The organism is Enterobacter sp. QK-SA4 (assembly GCF_056856775.1).
In genome coordinates this window covers 2,718,837-2,739,543 of record NZ_JBXFXH010000007.1, presented here as the reverse complement: position 1 = coordinate 2,739,543, position 20,707 = coordinate 2,718,837, and the positions used below count along the sequence as shown (strand labels likewise).

Below are 20,707 nucleotides of genomic sequence, written 5' to 3'. Positions count from 1 at the left end.
TTTATTTAAAGACCACCACGCGGTTACGGCCGGTCTCCTTCGCTTCATACATCGCTTTGTCGGCATTTTCCACGCACGTTTCTGCGGCTACTGCGGCTGACGTCGCCGTAAACACCCCCATGCTGATGGTGATTGGCTCAGGTAGTTGACCGCCGCTGCTGGCGTTATCGAAGCTGCTCAGATTTAACCGAATGCGTTCCGCCACCTGGTACGCCGCGTCTGATGAGGTGTTGGCCAGCATCAGAACAAACTCCTCACCACCGATACGGGCCGCGATGTCCTGGGGGCGCACGGAATCCATCAGCAGATTAGCAACAAACTGCAGGACCTTGTCGCCCTGAAGATGTCCGTACGTGTCGTTGATACGCTTGAAGCGATCGAGATCGCTGACGATGACGGAAACCGGACGGCTGGGTCTGGCGATATCCAGCGCCTGCTTTAATGATTCATAAAAATAACTGCGGTTATACAGGCGCGTGAGCGGGTCGCGAATTGAGTTCTGATAGGACTGCTCATACTTTATGTGCGAGTCGCGATACAGCCTGAAAACATCGTAGAGCAGAACAAAAATGATCAGCAGCGTGGCGACAGTTTCAAATAATCGCGCGCGGTACCAGGATATCCCTTCGACATGTCCACCCGCTACCAGCATTGAGAGCGTGACGATATAGCAGACGCACAGAAAATTACCGCCCACCCAGAATAAATTGCGTATACGCGTAATAAACATCAGCGTGGCTAATGTGACCACCCAGACTGCAATCAATGCAATATTAATAAAGTGGCTCCAGAGAACCATAAACTCACGAGTTTCATTATCCACAAGATCGATGGATAAAAAGGAAGAATGACTGGAATACATCCAGGCCACCCCGACGACAAAGGCGGTAAAGAGAAACTCGGCGCTGACAATAGCGATATGCGCCAGCCGTGAAAGGGGACAATTGCGCGTGGTAAAGAGTATTGCCGAAACGATAAAAAGCACCGCGATTAGGAGATGGCGGAACATATAGAAGATCATCGCATCGTTGTAGTTCACCACATTGAACTGATAGAGATCCAGCCAGGCGGGAAAGCTGGACAGCGTTCCGACCATCAGCGATGCCGACCCGGCAAAGGCAAAGGCGATTGCAAGCAGATACAACCGTCTTTTGTCACACCAGTATTTCATTGCCATAAAACAGGCAATAAACAGGTGAAACACCAGAAGAAAAATAGTGAGCGTAGGGAATAAAAGCGGTGAAAAGGACGGAACCCATTCAACGAGTTTTAAAAACAGCGCGTGTAATATCCCGATTACAAAAAGGCAACCGAGACAGAACGCGATATAACGGCTCTTTTGGGAGAGACAATTCGCAAGCATAGATTTTTACAAATTTATAATGAATAAAGAGATGCGAAGAGTTTAATCAATTAGCGCGCTAAATACTTTGCGCAGAAACAATATATGCCGTGGTAAATAATAGGCGTGGTGAATATATTTTGTAAATATATTTGTGGGAGTGATATATATTGTAAATGGATGTGGCACGATGGCCACATCCATTTTTAATTAACGTGGAGAAACGGTCACCTGACTACCGTTGCTTGCCAGCACAACGCGCTGGCCTGCAGAGAAGCGAGTGCTGCCTTGTTTCTGTACAACCATGATCGTGCTGCCGTCGTCTTTACGAATTTCCAGCTCTACGCCCTGGGTTTTGTTCATCGCACCCTGAACGCCCTGGCCGGCTACGCCACCCGCAACGGCGCCTGCGGCTGTTGCCAGCGAGCGACCTGTACCGCCACCGACGGTATTACCGAGGAAACCACCCAGAACGGCACCGCCGATTGCACCCATTACGTTGCTTTCATCACCACCCTGGATCTGTACAGGACGTGCGTTAACAACGGTACCGTAAGTCACGTTCTGAACCTGTTTCGCTTCAGAAGCGCTGTAAACGTCGCCAGAAAGTGAACTGTCATTCACACAGCCAGCCAGAGTTAAACCAATCAGCGAAACGCCCAGTACACGTAAAATCATTTGAATCTCCTGTTCACCAAAAACGCCCGATTGGGGGCATCCGTTATGGCTAAATTATATGGCATAAGGGGCCATAGTTCATATCTTTGCACTAACAATAAGAGAATTGTACTTGAATTTGACTTAACGAGACATAAACAGGATCCGCCCGCGTTACCCGTCTGACATTGTTAAAAAATATTATCGCCGGATGGCAAAGCTGCGCCGTTTATGGTTGAGTGGATATCCTTAGCCCACGCAACGTAAGGAAAGCGCATGAAATCGGGTCGCTACATTGGTGTGATGTCAGGCACCAGTCTGGATGGGGTAGATGTCGTTCTGGCCGCCATTGACGAAAACATGGTGGCGCAGCAGGCGAGCCTGACCTGGCCAATCCCCATTTCACTGAAAGAGGATATCCTGAATATCTGTCAGGGGCAGCAGCTTACCCTCTCCCAGCTTGGACAGCTTGATGTTCGCCTGGGGGCGCTGTTTGCGGATGCGGTGCAGGCTTTGATGCAAAAAGAACATCTTCGCCCGCAGGACGTGGTGGCCATCGGGTGTCACGGACAAACGGTCTGGCATGAGCCCGGCGGCGATGCCCCGCATACACTGCAAATCGGCGATAACAACCAGATTGTGGCGAAGACGGGCGTGACGGTGGTTGGCGATTTCCGTCGTCGCGATATCGCCCTTGGCGGGCAGGGCGCGCCGCTGGTACCCGCGTTCCATCAGGCGTTACTGGCGCACCCTTCAGAACGGCGTATGGTGCTCAACATTGGTGGGATTGCCAACCTGTCGATGCTCATCCCGGGGCAGCCCGTACGCGGCTATGATACCGGCCCGGGCAATATGTTAATGGATGCCTGGATCTGGCGGCAGTGCGGACAACCGTATGATAAAAACGCCGAGTGGGCGAGCGGGGGGAAAGTGATTATTCCGCTGCTGCAGTCGATGCTGAGCGATCCATATTTTGCCCTGCCGGCACCTAAGAGCACGGGGCGTGAATACTTCAACCTGGGATGGCTTGAGCGTCAGCTGGCGCCATTCCCGGCGCTCGCGCCGCAGGATGTCCAGGCGACGCTTGCCGAGCTGACGGCCGTGTCGATCTCCGAACAGGTTCTGCTCAGCGGCGGATGTGAACGCCTGCTGGTGTGCGGCGGAGGAAGCCGCAACCCGCTGGTGATGGCGCGTCTTGCGGGGCTACTGCCGGGTACCGAAGTGACCACGACCGATGAGGCCGGCATCAGCGGGGATGATATGGAGGCGCTGGCCTTCGCCTGGCTTGCCTGGCGCACCATTGCGGGACTGCCGGGCAACTTGCCGTCGGTAACCGGCGCGCGTGAGGCGAGCGTCCTCGGGGCGATTTTCCCGGCAAATCCTCGTCATAATCAGAGTTAACTGAAATTCAGCGCGTCGCGTCGTCGTTAGAATGGAACGAAACAGGAGGGCAGCCATGCCCTCCAGGACCAGGAAAGTCTTCGGAATACGCCCATGAAAAAACTTCTTCTTATTGCCGCTCCTTTGTTGCTGTCAGGATGCAGCGTCTACAACCAGCTCCTTGAGCGCATGCAGACCGATACGCTGGAGTATCGCTGTGACGAAAAACCGCTGACCGTAAAGCTGAACAATCCACGCCAGGAAGCCAGTTTTGTTTATGACAATAAATTGCTGACGCTGAAGCAGGGGATGTCAGCCTCCGGCGCGCGTTATTCCGACGGTATCTACGTCTTCTGGTCGAAAGGCGACAGCGCCACGGTCTACAAACGCGACCGCATTGTGCTGAACAATTGCCAGCTCGAAAATCCGAAGCGTTGAGATTTTTACAGGGGCGGCGCACAATAGCGCCACCCACTCTCAATGTCAGCTAACGCCATGTCAGATAACGACGAACTGCAGCAAATTGCGCATCTGCGCCGTGAATACACTAAAGGCGGCCTGCGTCGCCAGGATCTTCCCGCTGAACCCCTCGTGCTTTTTGAACGCTGGCTGAAACAGGCCTGCGAAGCGAAACTCGCTGACCCCACGGCCATGGTCGTCGCAACGGTGGATGAAAACGGTCAACCGTATCAGCGGATCGTATTGCTCAAGCATTATGACGAGAAAGGGCTGGTGTTCTATACCAACCTCGGCAGCCGCAAGGCGCACCATTTAGAAAACAATCCGCGTATTAGCCTGCTGTTCCCCTGGCACATGCTGGAACGTCAGGTAATGGTCACCGGCAAAGCGGAACGTCTCTCGACGCTGGAAGTGGTGAAGTATTTCCACAGCCGCCCGCGCGACAGCCAGATTGGCGCCTGGGTATCAAAACAGTCCAGCCGAATTTCTGCCCGCGGCGTGCTGGAAAGTAAATTCCTGGAGCTGAAACAGAAGTTCCAGCAGGGTGAAATTCCTCTGCCAAGTTTCTGGGGCGGGTTCCGCATCCCGATTGAGCAAATAGAGTTCTGGCAGGGGGGCGAACATCGCCTGCACGACCGCTTTTTATACCAGCGCGAGAATGGCGGCTGGAAAATCGACAGACTGGCACCATAATCCCCGAAATTTGTTGATTTAAGCGCTAGCGCACACCGCGCTTGCGCTTTATTCTATGTTCCTTTCGCATCAGGCGAAAAGTCGTGTACCGGCAAAGGTGCAGTCGTTTATACATGGAGAATTTGATGGCAAGCAGTAACTTGATTAAACAATTGCAAGAGCGGGGCCTCGTGGCCCAGGTGACGGACGAGGAAGCGTTAGCAGAGCGACTGGCGCAAGGCCCGATCGCGCTCTATTGCGGCTTCGATCCCACCGCTGACAGCTTGCATTTGGGGCATCTTGTTCCATTGTTATGCCTGAAACGCTTCCAGATGGCGGGCCACAAGCCTGTTGCGCTGGTGGGCGGCGCGACCGGCCTGATTGGTGACCCAAGCTTTAAAGCCGCTGAGCGTAAACTGAACACCGAAGATACCGTGCAGGAGTGGGTGGATAAGATCCGCAAACAGGTTGCACCGTTCCTCGACTTCAACTGTGGTGATAACTCTGCCATTGCCGCGAACAACTACGACTGGTTTGGCAGCATGAACGTGCTGACCTTCCTGCGCGACATCGGCAAGCACTTCTCTGTTAACCAGATGATTAACAAAGAGGCCGTGAAGCAGCGTCTGAACCGTGACGACCAGGGTATCTCCTTTACCGAGTTCTCCTACAACCTGCTGCAGGGTTATGACTTTGCCTGCCTGAACAAGCTGCACGGCGTTTCCCTGCAGATTGGCGGTTCCGATCAGTGGGGTAACATCACCTCCGGTATCGACCTGACCCGTCGTCTGCACCAGAACCAGGTCTTCGGTCTGACCGTTCCGCTGATCACCAAAGCCGACGGCACCAAATTCGGTAAGACTGAGGGCGGCGCAGTATGGCTCGATCCGAAGAAAACCAGCCCGTACAAGTTCTACCAGTTCTGGATCAACACGGCGGATGCCGATGTTTATCGCTTCCTGAAGTTCTTTACCTTCATGGATATCGCAGAGATCAATGCTCTGGAAGAAGAAGACAAGAACAGCGGTAAAGCGCCGCGCGCGCAGTACGTGCTGGCGGACGAAGTGACCAAACTGGTTCACGGTGAAGAAGGTCTGGCCGCGGCAAAACGCATTACCGCTAGCCTGTTCAACGGTACCCTGAGCGATCTGAGCGAAGCGGACTTCGAACAGCTGGCGCAGGACGGCGTGCCGATGGTTGAGATGGAAAAAGGGGCTGACCTGATGCAGGCGCTGGTGGACTCTGAGCTCCAGCCTTCGCGCGGTCAGGCGCGTAAAACCATCGCGTCTAACGCTATCACCATCAACGGTGAGAAACAGGCCGACCCGGAATACACCTTCGTTGACGGTGACCGTCTGTATGGCCGCTACACGCTGCTGCGTCGCGGTAAGAAAAACTACTGCCTTGTCTGCTGGAAATAATTAACAGTCTCCAGGGGCGTGGGAAACCACGCCCCTTTTGTTTTTTCAGGGTTTGGTAAGAAAAAAATGAAGAACATCCTCGCCATTCAGTCCCACGTTGTTTTTGGACACGCTGGCAATAGCGCTGCGGAATTCCCGATGCGTCGCCTCGGCGTCAACGTCTGGCCCCTTAATACCGTACAGTTCTCTAACCACACGCAATACGGCAAATGGACCGGCTGCGTAATGCCGCCTTCGCACCTCAGCGAGGTTGTGCAGGGGATTGCCGATATCGACCAGCTTAAACGCTGTGACGCCGTGCTGAGCGGCTACCTCGGCTCAGCGGAGCAGGGGGAGCATATCCTCGGCATCGTACGACAGGTGAAAGCCGCAAACCCGGCGGCAAAATACTTCTGCGACCCCGTTATGGGCCACCCGGAGAAAGGCTGCATCGTGGCGCCTGGCGTTGCAGAGTTTCACGTCCGCCACGCGCTTCCCGCCAGCGATATCATTGCGCCAAACCTGGTCGAACTCGAAATTCTCTGCGAGCATCCGGTTAACAGCGTTGAAGAGGCAGTAAGCGCGTCTCGTGAGCTGATCGCTCAGGGGCCGGAAGTTGTACTGGTAAAACACCTCGCGCGCGCAGGGCTGAGTCAGGACCGTTTTGAGATGCTTCTGGTGACGAAAGAGGACGCCTGGCATATCAGCCGTCCGCTGGTGGATTTCGGCCTGCGCCAGCCGGTTGGGGTCGGGGATGTCACCAGCGGTCTGCTGCTGGTGAAATTGCTGCAGGGGGCGACGATGCGCGACGCGCTGGAGCACGTTACCGCGGCGGTGTACGAAATCATGATTGCGACGAAAGAGATGCAGGAATATGAACTGCAGGTGGTTGCGGCACAGGATCGTATCGCGAAGCCGGAGCACTATTTCAGCGCAACCCGGTTATAACCGGCCAAAAATTGTAGGCCGGGTGAGCGTCAGCGCCACCCGGCAACACAGGCCGCTCGGTTAGTTCAAACCTTCCGCTTTCAGCGCCGCAGCCACCGCAGGACGCTCTGCCACGCGTTTCATATACGATGCGATATGGTCTAACCCATCCAGGTTCAGCTTAACCGCGCGCGCCCAGCGCAGCACGGTAAACAGATACGCATCGGCAATCGTGAAGCGCGAACCACAAATCCACTGTTCGTCTTTCAGCGATTCGTTAACGTACTGCAGCTTTTTCTCAAGAAGCGCACGCAGGGTCGGTTTGAACTCCTCTGGCGTATCCGGGCGGAACAACGGCGTAAAACCTTTGTGCAGTTCGGTCGCAATGTAGTTCAGCCATTCCAGCGTCTTATAGCGAGAAATGGTACTGACCGGTGCCAGCAGCTGACGATCGGGTACGCTATCGGCCAGGAACTGCATAATCGCGACGCCTTCGGTCAGCAGAGTACCGTCATCCAGCAAGAGAGCCGGAACTTGTCCCTTGGGGTTAATGGCAAGAAAATCATCGCCATTTTCCAGACGCTTTTTCATCAGATCAACGCCGTCCAGCGTGAAATCTTTGCCGCTCTCGCGCAGGGTGATGTGGGAAGCAAGAGAGCACGCGCCCGGTTTGTAGAACAGTTTCATCGGTAACTCCTTTTTGCTGAGGTTTCAGCTATGTTAGTGCGCCAACGGACAAAAAAAAAGCCGCTAATATGCATTAGCGGCTCGTCGTTTCTCAATAATCTTACGCGGTAGCGGTTTTGGTCGCTTCAGCCGTCTTGTCGTCGTCCTGAGTCATACGATTCAGTTTCGGCGCGGTCAGCAGCATCAGAACTGCAATAACCGCAGTAGCGATACCAATCTGCATGAACACGGTGCCGTAGACGTTCAGGGAGACCAGTGGGTCAGTGACGTTTTCAGGCACAGCCATCAGGTTCGCAATTTTACCCGCAATGATTGCCGCACCGGCAGTGGTCAGGAACCAGCTACCCATAATGAAGCCCATCAGACGCTGCGGCACCAGCTGTGCAACCATCGCCAGACCCAGACCGGAGATCATCAGCTCACCGATAGACTGCAGCGCGTAGCTCAGGATCAGCCAGTTAACGGACACGATACCCGCGTCGGTGGCAAATTTGGTACCCAGCGGCAGCACCAGGAACGCGCCGGAGCACAGCACCATACCGATCGCAAACTTGTGCGGCATTGGCAGACGGTCGCCCATCTTGTTATAGATAGCGGCCAGAATCGGGCTACCAATCATGATCCAGAACGGGTTCAGCGCCTGATACTGTTCCGGTTCGAACGCGATGCCCAGAATTGAGTGCTCAACGTTACGAATGGCGAAGAAGTTCAGTGAGGTTGGCATCTGGCTGTACAGCACGAAGAAGATAATCGCTTCCAGCATCAGAATGAACGCTACAATCATCTTGCGACGGGCAGCACCCTGCATGGCGAACGCTTCTTTCGCAAAGATAACCACGATACCCAGCGCAACCACGCCCAGAACGGCACGGGCGATACCCTGGTTGTGCAGCAGCCAGGTGGCAATTGCCGCGAGGACAACAACGCCCACGATGGTGGCCAGCAGTTTGCCCATATGAACAGGCTCGAAGTCAGGTTTTGAACCGTAGTCTTTAACCCAGCTGCGGCAGAACAGGAAGTTCACCACGGTGATCAGCATACCGACGAAGCTCAGCGCGAACGCCACGCTCCAGCCGAATTTCGCCGCGAGCCATGGGGTTGCCAGCATAGAGAAGAACGAACCGATGTTGATGGACATGTAGTACATGGTAAATGCACCGTCCAGACGCGGATCGTCTTTGCTGTAGCAGGTAGAGAGCAGGGAAGACGGGTTTGCTTTGAACAGACCGTTACCGACGGCAATCGTCGCCATACCCATATACACGACAGCGGCATCGTGCCCTGACCATGCAACCAGACCATAGCCAATCGCCAGGACAATGGCGCCCAGCATGATGACACGTTTAGTCCCGAGGACTTTATCACCCAGCCAGCCGCCAATTGCGACCAGACCGTACACCAGAGCACTAAAGGAAGAGAACAGCGTGATGGAATCGGCTTCGGACATACCCAGCTGTTTTACCAGGTAAACCGCCATGATCCCTTGCAGGCCGTAATAACCAAAACGCTCCCATAACTCGATAGAGAAGATGAGATAGAACGCTTTAGGCTGTTTAAAAGCGTTAAGACTTACGCTTTCATCTGTTGGTTTATTGTTTGCAGTAGACACATATACCTCTTTTTTTACATCCCATATTAACGGGGGTGTTCATAGCGTGATGGCCGTCGTCCATACGCCTTATAGTTATATTGGGAGGAGAAACGGCGGGTAATGTTCACTATCCTGCCCCATCTGGCAATACATTTGTAATAATCTGTTACATATATCTGAAGTGGTATAATCGTCGGTTCATATAAATGTTATTCAGCGTTAAATTTCATACGATGATTAAAGGTAGTTTTTTCGACTGGCAATAACCCACTTCAACCGGCCTTTGGCGATATGTTCTGCTATTTGCCGCTTATCGCAGTGATATAGCCCATATTCTGAAAAATAGCTGGTCTTATCTTCGGCAATGGAAGGAGAGTATCTTGTCAGACAAAGGGTTTAGGCGGGTTTTGACAACAAAAATTCAACATGAAGTTATCAGGGTGATCGCGATCACAGATGTATAGAAATTTTTGGCTATGAAAAAAGTATTAACCTGTTTGAGCGTTAAACAACCGAACAAGTGACAGGTCAGGGGGAACGAAAGACGGACAAATAACGGCCAAAAGAAGGGTGCCTGGTAGCCCTTCTTTTGGTAAGGGTTGTGACGATCAGGGATACACTTTTTCTTTGTATTCGCAGAGATCTTCAATAATGCAGGAGCCGCAGCGAGGCTTACGGGCAATACAGGTATAGCGACCGTGCAGAATCAGCCAGTGATGGCAATCAACCTTAAATTCGGCCGGAACCACCTTTAACAGCTTCTCTTCGACCTGCTCAACATTTTTCCCCGGCGCGAAGTTAGTCCGGTTAGACACGCGGAAAATATGCGTATCCACGGCGATGGTCGGCCAGCCAAACGCGGTGTTGAGCACCACGTTCGCAGTCTTACGCCCCACGCCCGGTAAGGCTTCCAGCGCGGCGCGATCTTCCGGTACTTCGCCCCCGTGCTGTTCCAGCAGGATCCGGCAGGTCTTAATGACGTTCTCGGCTTTGCTGTTAAACAGGCCGATGGTTTTGATATAGGACTTCACGCCTTCCACGCCCAGCTCCAGCATGGCTTTTGGCGTATTGGCGACCGGATAGAGCAGGGCAGTGGCTTTATTGACGCTCACATCGGTCGCCTGCGCAGAGAGCAACACCGCGATCAGCAGCTCAAACGGGGAGGTAAAGTTCAGCTCCGTCGTCGGATGCGGGTTCTCGTCCCGCAGACGGGTCAGGATCGCAATGCGCTTTTCTTTATTCATGAAGCCTTCTCGGGTGTCCCTTCCAGAACGCTACGCTCAGCCGCGCGGCGCTTACGTTTCTCATCAATCAGGTATTTTATCGCCAGCATCATGCCAAGGCCAATAAACGCGCCAGGGGGCAGCATTGCCAGCAGGAATGGCGTATCGGTGTGGAACACTTCAACGCGCAGCGCTTTGGCCCAGCCGCCCAGCAGCGCATCTGCGCCGTCAAACAGCGTACCGTTACCGAGGATCTCGCGCAGCGAGCCCAGCACGAACATGGCGCAGGTGGCGCCCATTCCAATGGAAAAACCATCCAGCGCCGACATGGCGGGACTGTTTTTCACCGCGAACGCTTCCGCACGGCCAACGACGATACAGTTGGTGACGATAAGGGGAATAAAGATCCCAAGCGACTGGTACAGGCCGAATGCGTAAGCGTTGATGAGCATTTGTACGACGCTAACAACAGACGCAATGATCATGACGTAAATCGGAATACGAATTTCCGACGGCGTCCAGCGGCGCAGGGCGGAGATGGAGAGGTTGGTCAGGGTCAGCACCAGCGTGGTTGCCAGACCCAGACCGAGCGCGTTGGTGGCGGTGGACGTTACCGCCAGCAGTGGGCACATCCCCAGAAGCTGCACCAGAGCGGAGTTGTTCTTCCACAACCCCTGGACAATAACCTCTTTAACCTGGCTCATGATTACTCCCCACAGGCCGGAAGATTGTTGATTTGCGCGGGCAGCGTTTCGGCATACAGCCCGGCTCGTTTTACGGCGTTCACCACGGCGCGCGGCGTGATGGTCGCGCCGGTGAACTGGTCGAACTCGCCGCCATCTTTCTTCACCGCAAACGCGGTATCCCCTTCGCCATGGATAACTTTACCGGCGAAGTGCAAAATCCAGTCGCTCAGACGGGTTTCAATTTTATCGCCCAGGCCCGGCGTTTCATGATGCTGCGTCACGCGGGTACCCAGTATTGTGCCGGAGAAATCGCTGCCGACGAGCAGTTGAATGGCGCCGGAATAGCCGTCGGGCGCCGTCGCTTCCATCACCGCGCCTACCGGTTTATCCCCTTTGCGGGCAATAAAGAGGCGGTGAGAGCCTTTCCCAAGCTGCGGCGCGTCTACCACAAAGCAGCTCTTTTGCAGGTCATTATCGTAGAAATCTGATGGGATCACCTGATCGAACAGCGCCTTTTGCTGCTTTGAAGCCTGCTCTTCGATGGTCGTTTTGGTTAACGAGTTAACCAGGGCCGTCAGCCCGGTCAGAACCGCGGCGAAGACAGCCAGCGTGACGCCGTGTTTTTGCATCGTTTTTAACATGGCGAAACCCTTAGCGATGGCCGTACACGCGCGGACGCGTGTAATAGTCGATGAGCGGAACGGTAATGTTGGCGAGCAGGACGGCAAACGCGACGCCGTCCGGGTAACCGCCAAAGCTGCGGATCAGCCATACCAGCAGGCCTGCCAGCGCGCCGAAGATCAGGCGGCCGCGGTTAGTCGTTGACGCCGTAACCGGGTCCGTCAGGATAAAGAAGGCACCCAGCATGGTCGCACCGGAGAGCAAATGCATCTGCGGGCTGGCGAGTGATTCAGGAGAGAATACCCATCCCAGCGTGGCGCAAACCGCCAGCGTCACGAGGAAGCTGACCGGAATATGCCAGCGAATGGCTTTCTGCTGCAGCAGGAACAGGCCGCCCAGCAGATACGCCAGGTTGACCCACTGCCAGCCCGCACCCGCCAGCATGCCGCTGTAAATCGCGGATTTCATAATCTGCTCAACGCTGTGCCCGGCATGCAGGGACGTTTTAAAGGTATCGAGAGGCGTCGCCTGGCTGATGCCGTCCACGCCCATACGCAGCGCGTTCATGTCAGCGCCGAGCGCCGTATGGCCGGTAAAGATAACGTGCAGGGCATCCATAAAGCCCGGAACCGTGGCCGCAATCTCGTGCGGCGGCAGCCAGCTGGTCATCTGCACCGGGAAGGAGATCAGCAGCACCACGTAGCCAATCATCGCCGGGTTAAACGGGTTATGGCCGAGCCCGCCGTACAGCTGTTTGGCAATGATCACGGCAAACACGGTACCGAGCACGACCATCCACCACGGGGCAAACGGCGGAATACTGATGGCGAGCAGCAGGCCGGTCAGCAGCGCGGAGTTGTCAGCCAGAATGCGTGACACCGCCATCTTACGCAGCTTCAGGACGAGTGCTTCCGCCGCGACGGCGCTGGCGCAGCCCAGGGCTATCTGGAACAGGGTTCCCCAGCCGAAAAACCAGCACTGAACGGCAATGCCCGGCAGCGCGGCCAGGCAGACCAGCATCATAATGCGTGATGTCTGACGCTGGTTGTGGGTGTAGGGGGAACTTGCGATTCTGAAAACCATTTAATCCTCGTTTACGGCTTGCTGTGCGGCTTTCTTCGCCTGAACGCGCGCAATGGCGGCGGCGACGGCGGCCTTGCGCGGGTCATCGTTGGCGGCCTGCGGCTGCTCTTCCTGCTGCGCTGCCTTACGGGCTTTGGCGCGGGCAATCGCTGCTTCTACGGCGGCTTTACGCGGGTCGACCGGTGGTGCTTCTGCTTCTGATACTGCCTCTGGCGCCTGCTGCGCAGCCTTACGGGCTTTAGCCCGGGCTATCGCCGCTTCAACCGCGGCTTTGCGCGGATCGACCGCATCCTGCTCGATGACCACGCTTTGCTCACCCGATTTGCGGGCTTTGGCGCGCGCAATCGCCGCTTCAACGGCCGCTTTACGCGGGTCGATCTCAGTATCTGCCTGAACCGTTTGCGCTTTTTCCGCCTGACGCGCGCGAGCCGCAGCCTTTCGCGCTTCGCGAGCGGCAATAGCTTCGCTGTTATCCGGTTTTTCCCCGGCCTGGATCACTACCGTCTGGGCGGCATCGGCTTTTTTCTCACGAACGCGCGCCAGTGCGGCGTTAATCGCATCCTGATCTTTCCCGGCAGGCTGAACGGCGGCCTGCTTATGGCGTTCCTGACGGGCGATTTTTTCGCGCTCCAGTCGCGCCTGACGCGCTTCGAAACGTGCCTTGGCTTCCGCGGCCCGTTTTTCTTCCATGGAAATGGCATAAATCTCGGCCTTCTCCTGACGGAAGTATTGCACCAGCGGAATGTTGCTTGGGCAGACCCAGGCGCAGGCGCCGCATTCAATGCAGTCGGCCAGGTTATGGGATTTTGCCTTGTCGTGCAGCTGGCCTTTGCTGTACCAGTACAGCTGCTGCGGGAGCAGATCCGCCGGGCAGGCATCGGCACAGGCGCTGCAGCGGATGCAACCTTTCTCTTCCTGTTCTTCACCCATTTCGGTTGGGGAAGGGGCGAGCAGACAGTTCGTGATTTTCACTACCGGAACGTCCAGCCACGGCAGCGTAAAGCCCATCAGCGGGCCGCCCATGATCACCATCTGGTCGCTGGTCGGGCAAAATTCAGCCTGTTCCAGCAGATGGCGCACCGGCGTACCCAGACGCGCCCAGACGTTGCCCGGACGGGAAACCGACTCGCCGGTCAGCGTCACCACGCGTTCGGTCAACGGCTCGCCGTCAATCACCGCGCGTTTCACCGCATAGGCGGTGCCGACGTTTTGCATCAGCACGCCGATATCCGAAGAGCGTCCGCCGTGCGGCACCTGCTTACCGGTGAGAATTTGCGTCAGCTGTTTTGCGCCGCCAGAAGGGTACTTGGTCGGGATAACGCGCAGGCTAATATCGTGACTGCCCGCCAGCACGGCGCGCAGCATCGAGATGGCCTGCGGTTTATTGTCTTCGATACCAATCAGCACTTCCCGCGGCTTAAGAATGTGCGCCAGGATGCGGATGCCTTCCACCACCTGAGCGGCGCAATCCTGCATCAGACGATCGTCGGCGGTGATATACGGCTCGCACTCGGCGGCGTTGATAATCAACGTCTGGATATTATCGCCACCGCCGCGCAGCTTGACGCCGGTCGGGAAGCCCGCACCGCCCAGCCCGGCGACGCCGAACTGATGAATACGCTCAATAAGCGCTTCGCGGCTCTGGCTGCGGTAATCGCTCCAGCCGTCACGTTCAATCCAGCGGTCTTCGCCGTCGGCTTCAATGATCACGCTCAGCTCCGATAGAGCGGACGGATGGGGCACCGTATGAGGGGCAATCGCTACCACTTTACCGGAGGTGGGGGCGTGCACCGGCAGCATGCGTCCACGGCCAAAGGTTAGCGGCTGACCGCGAAGAACCGTATCGCCTTCTTTCACGCACAGCTCGCCCTCAGCGCCAATATGCTGCTTGAGCGGCATGACGTAACGCGTCGCCAGCGGAATTTGACGCAGCGGCGTGCCGTTGGACTGGGTTTTCATCTCCGGCGGATGAATACCGCCGTCAAAGTCCCAAATCTTCTCTTTTCTGAAAGCAGAAAATAACTTAAGCATGTTGTTCCACAGGAATGGTGCGAACCGGAATGGTTTGAAGATCCCACTTCCAGCTTTCGGTAGTCGTTTCAACCGGGCGCAGCTCGATACATTGCGTCGGGCAGGGGGCCACGCAGAGGTTACAGCCGGTGCACAGATCCGCCACGACGGTGTGCATGGCGCGGGTGGCGCCAACAATGGCGTCAACCGGGCAGGCCTGAATACATTTGGTACAGCCGATGCAGTTTGCCTCGTCGATCACGGCGAGGGCGCGAACCGGCTCCTGCACCTCCGCATCGCCATCAACGGGCTGCGGATCGACGTTAAGCAGGGCCGCGATTTTCAGCATCACCGCTTCGCCGCCGGGGGCGCAGCGGTTAATTTTTTCACCCTGAATCCCTACCGCTTCGGCATAGGGACGGCAGCCCGGGTAGCCGCACTGCCCGCACTGGCTTTGCGGCAGCAACTCATCAATTTTTTCAACAACAGGATCGTCCTCTACCGCGAAACGGCGGGAGGCGTAACCCAGGATAAGGCCAAACACCAACCCCAGGACGCTGATAGAGGCGATGGCAATCCAGATAGCATTCATTACAACTTCACCAGACCACTAAAGCCCATAAAGGCCAGAGACATTAAACCCGCGGTCACCAGCGCAATCGCGTTACCGCGGAAGGGAGCAGGGATATCCGCTGCCGCCAGACGCTCGCGAATCGACGCGAAGAGGACCATAACAAATGAGAAACCGACGGCGGCGGAAAAACCGTACAGCGCCGACTGCATGAAGTTATGTCCAAGGTTGATGTTCAGCAGCGCAACGCCGAGAACGGCACAGTTGGTGGTGATCAGCGGCAGGAAGATACCCAGCAGGCGATAGAGGGCCGGGCTGGTTTTACGCACCACCATTTCAGTAAATTGCACAACAACCGCAATGACCAGAATAAAAGCCAGCGTACGAAGATAGATTAACCCCAGCGGGATGAGGATCCAGGTATCAATCAACCACGCGCAGATGGACGCCATCGTCATGACGAAGGTTGTCGCCAGCCCCATGCCCATCGCCGTTTCCAGCTTTTTGGACACGCCCATAAACGGGCACAGGCCAAGGAACTTCACCAGAACGAAGTTGTTAACCAGCACGGTGCCGACAAAGAGCAGTAAGTAATCGGTCATTATTTAGCCTGAAATAAAAAAGCCGCCTATTATCGGACAAACTCACGCAGGCGACAACAGGTTATCTGTAAGGTTATTACGGGTTCACGAAGGTGTTTTTTACCCGCGTCGAACGCTTGAAATAGGGGACCAGCAGCGCGGCGGCCAGTAACGGGAAAAGCAGCTGACGAACGGCCAGAGCGTCTGATACGGGCGAAAAAGCAAAGGCTTTCACCGCCAGCAGAACCGAAATCAGCAGCCAGATAATGTAGTGTTTAGGTACACTTTTGCGGCGCTTAAAGAAAGCGATGGTCAACCACAGGGTGTAGTACCACATTCCAATTGCGAAAACGAACGACACAAACCACATCGCAATATTCAGCACGCTTTGCGACATCAGTGTCTGGATGGCGTGAGGGGTAATCAGTGCGGTGGTATACAGCAGCAGCGCAAGCGATGCGCTTAATAAGGCAACCAGCAGCCATGCCAGTGGGGCGATTAACCAGCCTCCAATGCGTTCTCCAGGCGTTGCGGTCATGAACTCTCCCATAATCTGCGCGAAATGTTGTACAGCCAGTTTGCAGGGCGGAGAGTATATAACATTTCGCGCGGATGGCTACTTTCTTATAAAACGTAACGCCATACGGACTTAGGCACTTCACCCACGTTGAACAAACGACCTCCGGAAACCAGCTCCGCACGGCGATGGTCAGCGGCGCGATACATATTAATGATGTCCTGATTATCCGACAGGGTGTAGTTCAGATGGTCAAACAGTTTTTCCAGGCTCTCAAGCGAATTGATCTTGCGAAATTTTAATAAATAGTCCTGAACTGTCATATTAATAAGTTTCCATATAAAAGTGAGTAATACCAGTTAAGGTAATTCGTTCGAATAATAAACGGATTAATAAAGACGTAAACAGCCCACTCAGGTAACGCGACGAAATTAGGAGTTTTCTTTGCTGAAATTCAGGCATCAGACGATGCCTGGAAGAGAAGGTTAACCGTGTTCACCAGGGCTGGCAATAAGTAACTGACATATTATGTCACTCTTTATTGCAGTAACCGGTTACTTAGGTTGGGCGACTGTGACAGGCTCCGGCGGCTGGTAGTTATCGATATGGCTGGCAACACCCAGCAAAATGACCGAAACCCCAAGAACAATCCATCCCGCTAATTCAATGATTCGATTAATAATTGACGTCATGATTCGTAGTTGTACTTTATCCATAAATACAGGTCGCAAATGTTACAGCGACGTTTCCCCGACGGCAAGCGCTTTGGGAACGGTTCCCTTAAACAAAATCAGTGAGTTAATACTATGTAACAAAAACAACCCGTACAACCTGCTATTTTAAGTCATATGGCACATTATTAATCTGTGGTAATGCCAGGCTAGCCAGTGTGAAATAAGAACGTCATAAAAGAGGACGGCACTATGAGTGATAATATACGCGTTGGGCTTATCGGCTACGGGTATGCAAGCAAAACGTTTCATGCGCCTCTGATAGCCGGAACGCCGGGGATGACCCTGGCTGCGGTATCCAGCAGCGATGCCGCTAAAGTCCATGCCGACTGGCCTTCCGTGCCGGTTGTCTCTGAGCCAAAACACCTTTTCAACGATCCGAATATCGATTTAATCGTTATCCCCACCCCGAACGACACCCACTTTCCGCTGGCAAAGGCCGCGCTGGAGGCCGGTAAACACGTGGTGGTCGATAAGCCCTTTACCGTCACGCTGTCTCAGGCTCGCGAGCTGAATGCGCTGGCAAAGAGTCTCGGCAGGCTGCTGTCGGTGTTTCATAACCGCCGCTGGGACAGCGACTTTCTGACGGTAAAAAGGCTTCTCAGTGAAGGCACGCTAGGGGAAATCCTCTTCTTTGAATCGCACTTTGACCGCTTCCGTCCGCAGGTACGAAACCGCTGGCGCGAGCAGGCTGGTCCAGGCAGCGGCATCTGGTACGATTTAGCCCCGCATCTGCTGGATCAGGCGGTCAATCTTTTTGGTCTGCCGGTGAGCATGACGGTCGATCTGGCCCAGCTCCGGCCCGGAGCGCAGACGACCGATTACTTCCACGCGGTGCTCAGCTACCCGCAGCGGCGGATTGTGCTGCACGGCACGATGGTCGCGGCCGCGGAATCGGCCCGCTACATTATTCACGGCACGCGCGGGAGCTACGTGAAGTTTGGCCTCGATCCGCAGGAGGACCGGCTGAAAAGCGGTGAACGTTTGCCGCAGGAAGACTGGGGCTATGATATGCGCGACGGCGTGGTAACGCGGGTGGAAGGTGAGGAACTGGTAGAGGAGACCTTGCTGACGATCCCGGGCAACTATCCGGCCTATTACGCGGGCATCCGCGATGCGCTGAACGGCACGGGCGAAAATCCGGTTCCGGCCAGCCAGGCGATTCAGATTATGGAGCTGATTGAGCTGGGTATTGAATCTGCTAAACATCGCGCCACGCTCTGTCTGGCATAATTTTAAATATTTTTGTAGGCCGGGTAAGGCGTAGCCGTCACCCGGCAAATGCTCAACCGCGAGCCACTTTATCTTTAAGCGCCTGCTTCTCTTCAGGCGTCAGGAAAGCGATCTCCAGCCCGTTGATCTGCGCCTGACGGATCTGCTCGCGGCTCAGCCCCGCCTGCGGTGCGGCGATGTTGTACTCGTGGATGATATCCACGCCCTGTACTGCCGGATCGTCCGTGTTCAGCGAGGCCAGCACGCCGTGTTCAAGGAACGTTTTCAGCGGATGATGCGCCAGCGTTGCGACGGTGCTGGTCTGAATGTTAGACGTCAGGCACGACTCAATCCCGATACGCTGCTCCGCCAGGAAATCCATCAGGGCGCGATCTTCTACCGCCTTCACGCCGTGACCAATACGCTCGGCGCCCAGCTCGCGGATGGCCTGCCAGATGCTTTCCGGGCCAGCCGCTTCACCCGCATGCACGGTAATGTGCCAGCCGGCATCGCGCGCGCGGTTGAAGTGGGAGAGGAACAGACTGCCCGGGAAGCCCAGCTCGTCACCGGCGAGATCGACGGCGGTGATGGCATCGCGATGGGCCAGCAGCGCTTCCAGCTCCTGCAGGCAGGCGGCTTCGCCGAACGTACGGCTCATAATGCCAATCAGACGGGCCTGAACGTCGAAGGTTTTACATCCTTCGCGGACGCCTTCAATCACGGCTTCCACCACGCCTGCAACGGGCAGGTTGTGGGTCATCGCCATATAGCCCGGCGAGAAGCGCAGCTCGACGTAATGCAGGCCGTTACGGGCCGCATCTTCAATGTTTTCAAACGCCACGCGGCGGCAGGCATCCAGCGAGGCCAGCATCTTCACGCCCCAGTCGAGTTTGCTCAGGAAGCTGACCAGGTCCGGTTCATTGGAGGTCACCTGTACGTGAGGGATCAGCGACTCAAGCGTCTGCGCAGGAAGCGTTAAATTGAACTGGCGGCCAAGATCGAGGATGGTTTGGGCACGAATGTTACCGTCAAGGTGACGATGAATATCAGTTAAAGGCAGGCGTGTATCAATCATGGTCGCACTCTTTTCTGGTTAAAGTGCGCCATATTATAAAAACAAAACGGGGTAAAAAGCTATTTGCGCAAGGGAATATTCCGTTGCGCAAATTGATTACAGGAGCGTGTTAATCCCGGTAATGAGGCGTTGCACCCCTTGTTCCAGCTTGCTGCGTGGACAGCCGGCGTTCAGGCGAACAAAGCCGTTTCCCTCTTTGCCGTAGGTATATCCCGGCATGATGGCGACTTTTTGCTGCTCGATCAGCACTTTTTGTAGCGCCCGATCGTCAATGTTCAGCGGGCGCAGGTCAATCCAGGCCAGGTAGGTCGCTTCGGGCGGCTGCCAGTTCAGTTTCGGAAAGGCGCGGTTTACCTCCTGCGCGATATACAACAGATTCTCTTCCAGATATCCCCGCAGGGCATCCAGCCACGGCGCTCCCTGCTGATAGGCGGCGATATGTGCCGTCACTGCCAGCACGGAAGGGGAAGAGAGTCCGTCCCGGCCTTTTAGCGCGCTGAGATAACCGTTACGGCTCTCCTCATCACCAATAAGGCCGTAAGCGCCCGTCAGCGCCGGAATATTAAAGCTTTTCGAGCCGGAGGTGAGAAGCGCCCATTTGCCGCGCGCCACAGCGCTCCACGGCGTGTGACGATGCTCTCCCCACACCATGTCCATATGAATTTCATCGCTGATAACCGCCACGTCATTGCGTGCGCACAGTTCAGCCATCTGCGTCAGCTCGTCCCGCGTCCAGACCTTGCCGGTTGGGTTTTGCGGGCTGCACAGCAGCAAAATTTTGTTTTCAGGTTTTGCCAGGGCCGCTTCCAGCGCAGCCATATTTCCCTGCCAGCCTGCGGCGTGCTTTTCCATCTCCACGGGCACCACATGACGCGCATTCCCTTCAATAGCTTTGTAAAACGCGTCGTATGCCGGGGTGTGAACCACTACGCCGTCGCCGGGGTGTGACCAGAGACGAATCAGCTCTGACACCATGTAGATTACGGAAGGACCATAAACGACGGTTTCCGTATCAATCGTGCTGTTAAAGCGCTGCTGGAACCAGTGCGCGACGGCGGCGAGAAACTCATCGTTCTTCCAGCGGCTGTAGCCCAGCACGCCGTGATTAATGCGCTGATGCAGCGCGTCGGTAATGCAGGGCGCGGTGGCGAAATCCATATCCGAGATGGTGAAGGGCAGCAGATCGGCCGCGCCAAAGCGGTCGGCGACGTAGTCCCACTGCGTACACCAGGTGCCGTGTCGATCCACGACGGTAGAAAAATCAAACATGACGTGAGTCCTT

The 20,707-nt window shown here is 55.4% G+C and carries 22 protein-coding genes; 6 read left to right on the top strand and 16 right to left on the bottom strand.

The genetic code is table 11. From position 1 onward, the window contains the following. Position 1: 1 nt before the first annotated feature. Together AC1VYI_RS14680 and slyB are read right to left on the bottom strand one after the other, a co-directional pair. Positions 2 to 1,363 carry a sensor domain-containing diguanylate cyclase gene (locus AC1VYI_RS14680; protein WP_134866469.1) on the bottom strand — a complete coding sequence of 454 codons (1,362 nt, stop codon included), beginning with the start codon at positions 1,361 to 1,363 and terminating at the stop codon, positions 2 to 4. Positions 1,364 to 1,552: 189 nt separating this feature from the next. Continuing rightward, a complete protein-coding gene (slyB, locus tag AC1VYI_RS14675) occupies positions 1,553 to 2,020 on the bottom strand; it encodes an outer membrane lipoprotein SlyB (RefSeq protein ID WP_023311367.1) in 468 nt (155 codons plus the stop codon). Positions 2,021 to 2,275: 255 nt separating this feature from the next. Between slyB and anmK the strand changes: the two genes are divergently transcribed. From anmK to pdxY, 5 genes are all read left to right on the top strand, one after another. Beyond that, a complete protein-coding gene (anmK, locus tag AC1VYI_RS14670) occupies positions 2,276 to 3,400 on the top strand; it encodes an anhydro-N-acetylmuramic acid kinase (protein WP_134866468.1) in 1,125 nt (374 codons plus the stop codon). Positions 3,401 to 3,493: 93 nt separating this feature from the next. Then, on the top strand, positions 3,494 to 3,817 hold the full coding sequence (gene mliC, locus AC1VYI_RS14665) for a C-type lysozyme inhibitor (protein WP_023311369.1): 324 nt from the start codon (positions 3,494 to 3,496) through the stop codon (positions 3,815 to 3,817). A gap of 57 nt (positions 3,818 to 3,874) precedes the next feature. Further along, entirely contained in the window at positions 3,875 to 4,531 is a 657-nt protein-coding gene (gene pdxH, locus AC1VYI_RS14660; RefSeq protein WP_008500575.1) for a pyridoxamine 5'-phosphate oxidase, read from the top strand. 125 nt (positions 4,532 to 4,656) lie between these two features. Beyond that, positions 4,657 to 5,931: a tyrosine--tRNA ligase gene (tyrS, locus tag AC1VYI_RS14655; RefSeq protein WP_023311370.1), complete on the top strand. Its 1,275-nt coding sequence runs from the start codon at positions 4,657 to 4,659 to the stop codon at positions 5,929 to 5,931. Positions 5,932 to 5,997: 66 nt separating this feature from the next. Next, positions 5,998 to 6,858 (top strand): pyridoxal kinase PdxY, encoded by an 861-nt coding sequence (gene pdxY, locus AC1VYI_RS14650; RefSeq protein ID WP_134866467.1) that lies wholly within the window; start codon positions 5,998 to 6,000, stop codon positions 6,856 to 6,858. Positions 6,859 to 6,918: 60 nt separating this feature from the next. Here pdxY and gstA read toward each other — a convergent pair whose 3' ends face one another. The 12 genes from gstA to blr all read right to left on the bottom strand — a co-directional run bounded on the left by gstA (position 6,919) and on the right by blr (position 17,087). Further along, positions 6,919 to 7,524, bottom strand: a complete 606-nt coding sequence (gstA, locus tag AC1VYI_RS14645; protein ID WP_134866466.1) for a glutathione transferase GstA — start codon at positions 7,522 to 7,524, stop codon at positions 6,919 to 6,921. A 100-nt stretch (positions 7,525 to 7,624) separates the two neighbouring features. Next, positions 7,625 to 9,133, bottom strand: a complete 1,509-nt coding sequence (gene dtpA / locus AC1VYI_RS14640; protein ID WP_023311373.1) for a dipeptide/tripeptide permease DtpA — start codon at positions 9,131 to 9,133, stop codon at positions 7,625 to 7,627. Between the two features lie 590 nt (positions 9,134 to 9,723). Next, entirely contained in the window at positions 9,724 to 10,359 is a 636-nt protein-coding gene (gene nth / locus AC1VYI_RS14635) for an endonuclease III (protein ID WP_008500570.1), read from the bottom strand. Beyond that, a complete protein-coding gene (locus tag AC1VYI_RS14630) occupies positions 10,356 to 11,042 on the bottom strand; it encodes an electron transport complex subunit E (RefSeq protein WP_023311374.1) in 687 nt (228 codons plus the stop codon). The genes nth and AC1VYI_RS14630 overlap by 4 nt, the downstream gene beginning before the upstream one ends. Before the next feature lie 2 nt (positions 11,043 to 11,044). Continuing rightward, complete coding sequence (gene rsxG / locus AC1VYI_RS14625) at positions 11,045 to 11,665, bottom strand: electron transport complex subunit RsxG (protein WP_023311375.1); 621 nt, start codon at positions 11,663 to 11,665, stop codon at positions 11,045 to 11,047. A 10-nt stretch (positions 11,666 to 11,675) separates the two neighbouring features. Further along, positions 11,676 to 12,728 carry an electron transport complex subunit RsxD gene (rsxD, locus tag AC1VYI_RS14620; protein WP_045353851.1) on the bottom strand — a complete coding sequence of 351 codons (1,053 nt, stop codon included), beginning with the start codon at positions 12,726 to 12,728 and terminating at the stop codon, positions 11,676 to 11,678. Then, entirely contained in the window at positions 12,729 to 14,759 is a 2,031-nt protein-coding gene (gene rsxC, locus AC1VYI_RS14615) for an electron transport complex subunit RsxC (RefSeq protein ID WP_134866465.1), read from the bottom strand. Beyond that, the gene (gene rsxB, locus AC1VYI_RS14610) at positions 14,752 to 15,330 is read right to left on the bottom strand and encodes an electron transport complex subunit RsxB (protein ID WP_134866464.1); all 579 of its coding nucleotides are present in this window, start codon (positions 15,328 to 15,330) and stop codon (positions 14,752 to 14,754) included. Before rsxB ends, rsxC begins: the two co-directional genes overlap by 8 nt. Continuing rightward, a complete protein-coding gene (gene rsxA, locus AC1VYI_RS14605) occupies positions 15,330 to 15,911 on the bottom strand; it encodes an electron transport complex subunit RsxA (RefSeq protein ID WP_014883581.1) in 582 nt (193 codons plus the stop codon). Before rsxA ends, rsxB begins: the two co-directional genes overlap by 1 nt. 76 nt (positions 15,912 to 15,987) lie before the next feature. After that, on the bottom strand, positions 15,988 to 16,428 hold the full coding sequence (locus tag AC1VYI_RS14600) for a DUF2569 domain-containing protein (protein WP_023311379.1): 441 nt from the start codon (positions 16,426 to 16,428) through the stop codon (positions 15,988 to 15,990). Positions 16,429 to 16,514: 86 nt separating this feature from the next. Continuing rightward, a complete protein-coding gene (gene ydgT, locus AC1VYI_RS14595; protein WP_013096896.1) occupies positions 16,515 to 16,730 on the bottom strand; it encodes a transcription modulator YdgT in 216 nt (71 codons plus the stop codon). A gap of 231 nt (positions 16,731 to 16,961) precedes the next feature. After that, positions 16,962 to 17,087, bottom strand: coding sequence for a division septum protein Blr (blr, locus tag AC1VYI_RS14590; RefSeq protein ID WP_168112406.1), 126 nt, complete (start codon positions 17,085 to 17,087; stop codon positions 16,962 to 16,964). Positions 17,088 to 17,330: 243 nt separating this feature from the next. Here blr and AC1VYI_RS14585 point away from each other — a divergent pair, with 243 nt between their 5' ends. Beyond that, the gene (locus AC1VYI_RS14585) at positions 17,331 to 18,371 is read left to right on the top strand and encodes an oxidoreductase (protein ID WP_134866463.1); all 1,041 of its coding nucleotides are present in this window, start codon (positions 17,331 to 17,333) and stop codon (positions 18,369 to 18,371) included. Between the two features lie 52 nt (positions 18,372 to 18,423). On the opposite strand, the gene add is transcribed toward AC1VYI_RS14585, so the two are convergent. Together add and AC1VYI_RS14575 are read right to left on the bottom strand one after the other, a co-directional pair. Next, positions 18,424 to 19,425 carry an adenosine deaminase gene (add, locus tag AC1VYI_RS14580; protein WP_045353860.1) on the bottom strand — a complete coding sequence of 334 codons (1,002 nt, stop codon included), beginning with the start codon at positions 19,423 to 19,425 and terminating at the stop codon, positions 18,424 to 18,426. A 96-nt stretch (positions 19,426 to 19,521) separates the two neighbouring features. Beyond that, a complete protein-coding gene (locus AC1VYI_RS14575) occupies positions 19,522 to 20,694 on the bottom strand; it encodes a MalY/PatB family protein (RefSeq protein ID WP_226483728.1) in 1,173 nt (390 codons plus the stop codon). Positions 20,695 to 20,707 lie beyond the last annotated feature (13 nt).